This window comes from uncultured Campylobacter sp. (genome assembly GCF_938045595.1).
Taxonomy (GTDB): Bacteria; Campylobacterota; Campylobacteria; order Campylobacterales; family Campylobacteraceae; genus Campylobacter_B.
In genome coordinates this window covers 22,954-28,997 of record NZ_CALIBB010000092.1, presented here as the reverse complement: position 1 = coordinate 28,997, position 6,044 = coordinate 22,954, and the positions used below count along the sequence as shown (strand labels likewise).

The 6,044-nt window shown below is 49.6% G+C and carries 5 protein-coding genes and 1 pseudogene; all 6 read right to left on the bottom strand.

Going from position 1 to position 6,044, the window contains the following annotated elements; translation table 11 throughout:
- Window positions 1-220: hypothetical protein (locus Q0340_RS03755; RefSeq protein WP_298082216.1), on the bottom strand; the 220-nt coding region annotated here is incomplete at its 3' end.
- A 153-nt stretch (window positions 221-373) separates the two neighbouring features.
- Window positions 374-931, bottom strand: a complete 558-nt coding sequence (gene pgsA, locus Q0340_RS03750) for a CDP-diacylglycerol--glycerol-3-phosphate 3-phosphatidyltransferase (protein WP_298082217.1) — start codon at window positions 929-931, stop codon at window positions 374-376.
- Window positions 928-1,707 carry an enoyl-ACP reductase gene (locus Q0340_RS03745; RefSeq protein WP_291937459.1) on the bottom strand — a complete coding sequence of 260 codons (780 nt, stop codon included), beginning with the start codon at window positions 1,705-1,707 and terminating at the stop codon, window positions 928-930. Before Q0340_RS03745 ends, pgsA begins: the two co-directional genes overlap by 4 nt.
- Window positions 1,708-2,604: a 4-hydroxy-tetrahydrodipicolinate synthase gene (gene dapA / locus Q0340_RS03740; protein WP_297988127.1), complete on the bottom strand. Its 897-nt coding sequence runs from the start codon at window positions 2,602-2,604 to the stop codon at window positions 1,708-1,710. It abuts the gene before it with no gap.
- Complete coding sequence (locus Q0340_RS03735) at window positions 2,597-3,850, bottom strand: pitrilysin family protein (RefSeq protein ID WP_298082215.1); 1,254 nt, start codon at window positions 3,848-3,850, stop codon at window positions 2,597-2,599. Before Q0340_RS03735 ends, dapA begins: the two co-directional genes overlap by 8 nt.
- Window positions 3,851-4,851: 1,001 nt before the next feature.
- Window positions 4,852-5,904, bottom strand: a pseudogene (locus Q0340_RS03730) (quinone-dependent dihydroorotate dehydrogenase); the annotation flags it as partial.
- Window positions 5,905-6,044 lie beyond the last annotated feature (140 nt).

The window sequence follows — 6,044 nt, the reverse complement described above, 5'->3', positions numbered from 1 at the left end:
GCTCATAGGCTTTGGTCTCTAAAATTATGGCAACTTCGTTTATATCGTGCGGAAAATACCAACCGTCGGGCTTTTTATTAACCCCGCTAAAACCAAGTTCATTAAACGTAGTTATTTGTCCGACACCACTTTTGGCGTATTTTGAATCTTGAAATTTTAGTAACGCTCCAGCATTTTGCCTAATCACATCTTCGCTAACTCTCAAAGTCCCATACATCATAACAATTTTCCTTATTTTGCTGATATATTACTATTAATCTAAATGAGCGGCACGTAGATTTTTATCCTACATACACCCAAGGATAAGATCGCATAATTTGCGATTCAGTATATCTCATTTGGTTTAAATTTTATGCCAAATTTAAACCAAATTTTAACTCTTTTTCGTAGCCTTAGCATACGCCGCGACGTATTCAAAGCCCGAATATAGCGTCAGTGCGACCGCGATCCAGAGTAGGGCGTTTGCATAGGGCCATTGCATCGTTAGCCAGCCGATAGCGATCATCTGAAAGACCGTTTTTACCTTACCCGCCATCGACGCGGCGACCTCTACGCCGTCGCCCGCCATCGCCACGCGAAGGCCCGTGATGAAAAACTCGCGGATTAGGATTAGGTAGATAGCCCACGGACTGGCGCGCCCGATAAACATAAGCCCCAAAAAGCCCGCAAGCGTCAGCATCTTATCGGCGAGCGGATCGATGATGGCGCCAAGTCTCGTTTTTTGGTTCCAAGAGCGCGCGATGTATCCGTCGAAAAAGTCCGTGACGGAGGCGATAACGAAGACGAGCGCGGCGAAATAATCGATCCAGCTGACGTGCACCGAGCCCACCATGCCGCCGTTCGCATGGCCGGCTAGTAAGATCAGCCAGAAAAACAGCGGCGCCAGCGCAACGCGAAAGCTCGCTAAAATATTGGGTAAATTTAGCATTATTTAAAGGTCGTTCCGCCGTCGACGATGAAGGTGTGCCCCGTCACCCAGCTAGCCTTGCTCGAGCATAGAAATAAACATGCTCCCGCCAGATCCTCCGGCTGCCCCATGCGTCCTAGCGGGCTAAGCTCGGCGGTCTTGTCGCGCACCTCTTCGTAGTTCGTAAAGGCTCGTAGCGCGTCCGTCTCGATCGGTCCGCCGCTAACGACGTTTACGCGGATGTTTTTTTCGCCGAGCTCGGTCGCGGCGTAGCGCGCCATCGCTTCAACGGCGGCTTTTGCCGTGCCGTGACCCGCGTAGTTTTCGATATAGACTAAATTTCCCGTGGAGCTAAGCGATATGATCGAGCCGCCGCCTACCGCTTCCATGCGCTTTGCCGCTTCTTGCGCGCCCACGACGAAGGCATTTACGGTCGCGGTAAAGATATTATTGATGCCGCGCGGCTTTAGCCTCATAAATTTAGTGTATCCGCCCGCGACTGCGCGACCCGAGATGATGGCGTTTGAGATGAAAAAATCCACTCGCGCAAAATCCTCGTCGATCTTGGCAAAGAGCTCCTTGTAGGTCTCGGGCTCTAAGATATTGAGCGCATAAGCGCGCGCCTTGATGCCGTAAGCCTTCTCAAGATCGGCTGCTTGCGAAGTCGCTAGCTCCTCGTTGGAATTATACGTAAAAGCGATATTTGCTCCCGCGGCTGCGAATTCCAAAACTATCGCCCTGCCTATGCCTCTCGTGCCGCCGCTGATAACTAGCGTTTTTCCTTTAAATTCGTTCGTCAATTAAAATCCTTTGATAGTGTATTGTTTCATTACGTTTTCTATTTTTTTGAGGTTTTCCGCGCTCGGCTCGCAAAGCGGCAAGCGGTACTCTAAACTCGGCGTCAGACCCGCGATATACATCGCCGCTTTGATCGGGATCGGATTGCTCTCGCAGAATAAAATTTTATTGATCGCGTAGAGATCGTCGTTGATCTGCTTGGCTTTTAAAAACTCATTTTGCAACGCAAATTTCGTTAGCTTTGCCGTGTAATCGGGCAGTAAATTTGCGGTGACGGAGATCACGCCCTTGCCGCCGTTACTTAGGATCGGATAGTTGATCGCATCCTCGCCGCTAAGCACGCTAAGGCGCGGCTCGTGCGCGAGTAGATCGACGCATTTATCGATGCTGCCGCTGGCTTCTTTGACGCCGTAGATGTTCTCGCAGTCGTTAAAAAGCTTGATGATCGTATCTGCGGCTATGTCGCAGCCGGTGCGACCCGGGACGTTATATAGGAGCACCGGCAGATCTACCGAGCTTGCGATCGCCTTGTAGTGCAGATAGAGTCCCTTTTGGGTGGGTTTGTTGTAGTAGGGCGCTACGGATAAAATTCCATCCGCGCCGTGAGCCTGCGCAAACTGCGCGAGCCCGATCGCTTCGTGAGTTGCGTTGCTGCCCGCGCCCGCTAGCACCTTAACGTCCGTGCCCTTGCACGCGTCCACGGCGATCTCGATACAGACGCGATGCTCGTCGTGCGTCAGCGTCGCGCTCTCGCCCGTGGTACCGACGGGCACGACCGCGCTTATGCCGTTTGCGATCTGTCTTTTGATGAGCTTGGCGTAGGTCTGCTCGTCCAGTTTGCCCTCTTTAAAAGGCGTGATCAGCGCCGTCATAGAGCCGATTATGACATTTTTATTCATCGTTTTCCTTTCGTAAGATAATGCTCGTGGAGCTTTTAAGGCTTAGATAGGTTTTCATCGCTTTTTTAACCGCGTTTTTATCTAGACTTTTGATCTCGCGCTCCAGCCTAAATAGCGCGTCCAGATCGCCGCGGACGATGTAGCTGCCGTACATCTGCGCTACCTTGCTAGCGCTGTCGAGGGAGTAGATAAGATCGCTGCTTAGGGTGTTTTTGATCTTTAGCATATCGTCGTCGCTTATTTTAGCTTTTTTGGCTTTTTCGATCAGCGCTAAAATTTCATCTCTCAGCGCCTCGCCGCTTACGCCTTGGTTGCAAACGGCAAAGACTATAAATAAATTCTCGTCCTTGGCGCTCATATCGTAGATATTGATCTGATTGGCGAGCTTTTTCTCATCGACCAGCACGCGCTGCAAAAGCGAGCTCTTGCCGCCGCTAAGATATATATCCATCGCTTTGATCGCCGCGGCGTCAGGGTGGTTAAACGGCGGAATTTTAAAGGCGACCGCAACGATCTGCGCCTCGCTGTTTTTGTAAATAACGCTAAGCTTCTCGCCGTCTTGCGCGGGCTCGGTGCAGTGAAGGCGCGGAATTTCGCCTTTGTTTTTTACGGGCGCGAAGTGTTTTTTAGCCGCATCAAACGCCGCTTTTTCGCCGATGTCGCCGGTGATCAGCAGCACGGCGTTTTGCGGCTGATAAAATTTAGCGTGAAATTCCTTGATATCTTTGATGCTCCAGTTTTCGATATCCTTGCGAAAGCCGATCGGCGTCCAGTGGTACGGGTGGTACAAAAACGCGGCGTTATAGAGCCTGAAAAATAGATATCCGAACGGATCGTTATCGGTGCGCCACAGCCGCTCCTCGAGCACGACCTTGCGCTCGGGCTGAAATTCTTTGTCTTTGAGGCTTAAGTTTTGCATTATGTCGGCGTAAAGATCCAAGCAGACCTCTAAATTTGAGCTCGCGCACTTGATGAAGTAGTGCGTGTAATCAAAGCCCGTGCTTGCGTTATTTACGCCGCCAAAGCCCTTTACGATCGCGTCAAACTCGCCCGCCTTGCGATTTTTCGTGGATTTAAAATTTAGATGCTCCAGCATGTGCGCGATGCCGCTTTTGCCCATCATCTCGTCGCGCGAGCCGACGTTGTAAAACACGTCCACGCTGATGACGCCGCTGCCTTTATTCATCGGGATGTGATAAATTTGAAGCCCGTTTTGCAGCGTGATTTTCTTAAATTTCGGAAACATTAATCTTTTTTCACCTTTCGTCTTTTGCTTGAGTTTTGCTCCGCGTCTTGGGCGCCGCTCGTCTCTCTGGTTTCTTTAAGTTCTTTAGCTTCTTTGATCTCTTTAGCCTCTTTTACCTCAGCTTTTTTAGTTTTGGCGTTGCTTTGTTTTACGTTTTTAGCCTTGGAGCTTTTGCTTTCCACGCTGCTTTTTGGCGCGGCTTTAGTTTTAGAATTTTTACTTTCTATGTCGTTTTTTGGTGCGGCTTTAGTTGCAGTTTTGGTTTTGGCGGTTTTACTTGCCGTGCCGCTTTGTTTTGCTTTTTTGGCCTCTAAATTCTCGCTCTTTGCGTCGCTTTTTGAGAGATTTTTTGCTTCGGCATCCTTCTGTAAGGCGTCTTTTTGCGTAGCGTCCTTCTGTGAGATATTATCCTGCACGGCGTCCTTATGCAAGGCGCCATTCTGTACGTCATCTTTCTGCAAGGCGTCCTTTGAAATTTTACCGCGCTTAGAGCTTACGCCGCTTTTTGAAATTTTATCTTGCTTTCGATCTGCGCTGTCTTGCTTTGTGCTTTTAGCCTCTAAATTTTTGCTTTTTGCGCTGCTTCGTTTTGTATTTTTAACCTCGGAAATTTTGTTCTCCGCGCTACTTTGCTCGGCTGAGCTTTGATCCGTCGCGGTATCTGCGCTTACTAAGACGTTTAAATTTGCCGAAGCATCGGAATTTTCGTCCGATTCAGAGATTGAGTTTGTTTGAGCGCTCGGAATTTCATCTGTTTTAGCGGCAGAAATTTCATCTGCTTGGACACCCGATATTTCGCTTTTGCCGTCGTTAGAATTTTCGTCCGCATCCCTGCTTTCGGGCGCGTTTGAAATTTCGCTCGCCTCCTCGCCTTTGCTCACACTCGAAATTTTATCCGCTTTAGCTTCCGCGTCTTTATTTTTGTAAGTGCGCAAATCCGCGCCGTTGCCGAGATTTTTCGCCAGATCATTTCTGATGCCGTATCCTTCGCCCGCGCGATCTTTTAAATTTACTCCGACCGCCTCGCCGACGCTATTAAAGCCGTCTGCGCGCAAAAGCTCTGCCAGCCCCTCGTTGATCAATTTTGCGACGAACGGGCCTTTGAAGATAAAGGCGGTAAAAATTTGAACCAGGCTCGCGCCCGATTTGATGCGCTCGTAGGCCTCCTGCGCGCTGTCTATGCCGCCGCAGCTGATTAGGATCGTGCGGCCGAAGAGCTCGCGAGCGACCTGTGCGAAAAGCTTTCGCGATTTTTCGGTGATTAGCCTGCCGCTTAGGCCGCCGAAGTCCCTGGCGTTGGGGCTTAGCGAATAATCGACGCTCGTGTTGTTTATGATGATGCCGCTTGCGCCGCTTTGCACCGCGCACTCGCACAGCGCGATCGCCTGAGCCGCGCTCATATCGGGCGCCAGCTTTAAGACGAGCGGTCTGTTCGTGATCTTTTTCATCGCTCCGATCAGCTCGCTTATGAAGCTGTTTTCTTGCAAAGCGCGCAGATTCGGGGTGTTCGGCGAGCTTACGTTGATGATGAAAAAATCGCACAGCCCGTCAAATTTACGCGCCAAGACCTCGTAATCGCTCAGCGCATCCTCGTTCGAGGTGGTCTTATTTTTGCCGATATTTGCGGCGATCGGGATTGCAAAAGGATAAATTTTTTGCACGCGATGCTCGATAACATCGGCGCCTTCGTTGTTAAAGCCCATCGCGTTTTGAATGCTCTGCTCGCTAACGAGGCGAAAAAGTCGCGGCTTTTTGTTGCCGCTTTGAGGACGCGGCGTAAAGGTGCCAAAATCTATGTGCCCGAAGCCAAGAGCGGCCAGCGGCGCGATCATCGTAGCGTTTTTATCGAATCCGCCCGCGATACCTACTGGATTATCGAAGCTTAAATTCCATATATTTTGAGTTAAAATTTCATCTTTATAAACGCCGAATTTTGCCAAAACCTCAAGCCCGCCCGGAGTCGCATAGAGCGCGCGAAGTCCGAATTCTGCGATCTTGTGAGCGGTTTCTGGATCAAATCGAAAAAAGATTTTTTTCAAGGTATCATAATTCATAATTTTTCCTCAAATTTTGCGTAATGGTAGCTAAAATTTAATTAAATATAGATAAGGATTTCGCGCTGAATTGCAATTTGCGGCGGTTAAATTTAGTTTTAGAATTATGCGAGAAATGCCGGTAAAATTTCTACGGCTTG